This is a genomic window from Ancylobacter mangrovi, assembly GCF_024752335.1.
Taxonomy (GTDB): Bacteria; Pseudomonadota; Alphaproteobacteria; order Rhizobiales; family Xanthobacteraceae; genus Ancylobacter; species Ancylobacter mangrovi.
Map to the genome: position 1 here is coordinate 1 of NZ_JANTHY010000017.1, position 1,531 is coordinate 1,531.

At 64.5% G+C, this 1,531-nt stretch carries 1 protein-coding gene; it reads right to left on the reverse strand.

Translation table 11 applies throughout. From position 1 onward, the window contains the following. Window positions 1-76: 76 nt before the first annotated feature. Window positions 77-1,453 (reverse strand): transposase, encoded by a 1,377-nt coding sequence (locus NVS83_RS23435; RefSeq protein WP_258741754.1) that lies wholly within the window; start codon window positions 1,451-1,453, stop codon window positions 77-79. Between the last annotated feature and the right edge of the window lie 78 nt (window positions 1,454-1,531).

A 1,531-nucleotide genomic window follows, 5' to 3' on the forward strand; every position in this document is an offset into this window, starting at 1 on the left:
CCGATTCCGTTGAAAAACTCGGCCTGTGAGGCGCGCCGGCACGAAGGCGGGTTTCGCCGGTGGACGCCTTCTCCGGTCATGCCGGGCTGATCTGCGGTCCGCCCGGGAGGAGCTTGGCGAGCTTCCTGAGGTTCTGGGCAGTGGCGGCGAGGTGGAACTCGTCCCGAGCGCCGTTTGGTCCCCTCAGGCGTAGCCGATCGAGCCTCAAGATGCGTTTGAGGTGGGCGAACAGCATCTCCACCTTTTTGCGCTGCCGCCGCGATGTGACGTACGCGTCGGTGACGGCGATATCCCGAGCCATGTCGCGGGCCCCTTCATGGATCGACCGCAAGACCTTGCGTGGGGGGTCGGCTGGGCAACACTGCGCTTTCAACGCGCAGGCACCGCAATCGGACTTGGCCGCGCGGTAGCGCATGAGGCCGTGTGGATCGACACTGTCGCGGGTCACACTGAAGCGGCGACGATACCGGCGCAGCTCCTTGCCGCCCGGACAGGTGTAGAGATCCCGAACATGATCGTAGGCAAAGTCGGTGCGGCTGAATGTGCCGTCGCGACGCGCCGACTTGTCGAACACAGGGACGTGCGGCTCGATGCCATGTTCATGCACGAGCCAGGCGAGCATCTCGGCGGAGCCATAGGCGCTGTCGCCCATCAGCCGTGCCGGATAAAGGTCGAAACGGTCCATCGACCTCTCGATCATGCGTTTCGCCGCCAGGACCTCGGCTTGTCGGATTGCGGTGGTGGCCTCGACGTCGACGATGATCGCGTTGTCTACGTCGATCAGATAGTTGGTGGAATAGGCGAAGAAGGCTTGACCGCCATGGGCGCCGGTCCAGCGGGCAGCCGGATCAGCCGGCGAGAGAAACTTCGGGGTGACCTCGGTGGCCGCGCCGAAGGCTGCATCGTCGAGGACGGCGAGATATTCCTCGACCGCGCGGCTGGCCACCTCGGGCGACAGCCCGGCTTTGCCATCGACACCCTTCTGCCGGCTGGCTTCAGCCTTGATCAGACTGGCATCGACGGCGAAGCCTTCTCCGCCGACCAACCCCTCAGCGATGCAACGCTGCAGCACCGCCTCGAACAGGTGCCGCAGCAGGTCGCTGTCGCGGAAGCGGCCATGCCGGTTCTTGGAGAAGGTGGAGTGGTCCGGCACGCGGCCGTCGAGGCCGAGCCGGCAAAACCAGCGATAGGCCAGGTTGAGGTGAACCTCCTCGCACAGCCGCCGTTCCGAGCGAATGCCGAAGCAATAGCCGATGAGCAGCATCCGGATCATCAGCTCGGGGTCGATCGAGGGTCGGCCGGTCTCGCTGTAGAAGGGCTTGAGGTACGCCCGAATGCCGGCGAGGTCGACGAACCTGTCGATAGCTCGCACGAGGTGGCCGGCAGGAACGTGGCGTTCGAGGCTAAACTCGTAGAACAGCGCCTCCTGCGCCCCCATTCGCTCGCCCATCATCGGCCTGTCCTCCATCCCTGAGGACAACTGAATCAGGACTTCGAGCCCGCAGCAACATCGACTTTTTCAACGGAATCG

What these genes read in the sequence shown, in the direction of transcription:
- NVS83_RS23435 (WP_258741754.1), bottom strand. Translation starts at nt 1,453, where the DNA reads ATGATGGGCGAGCGAATGGGGGCGCAGGAGGCGCTGTTCTACGAGTTT.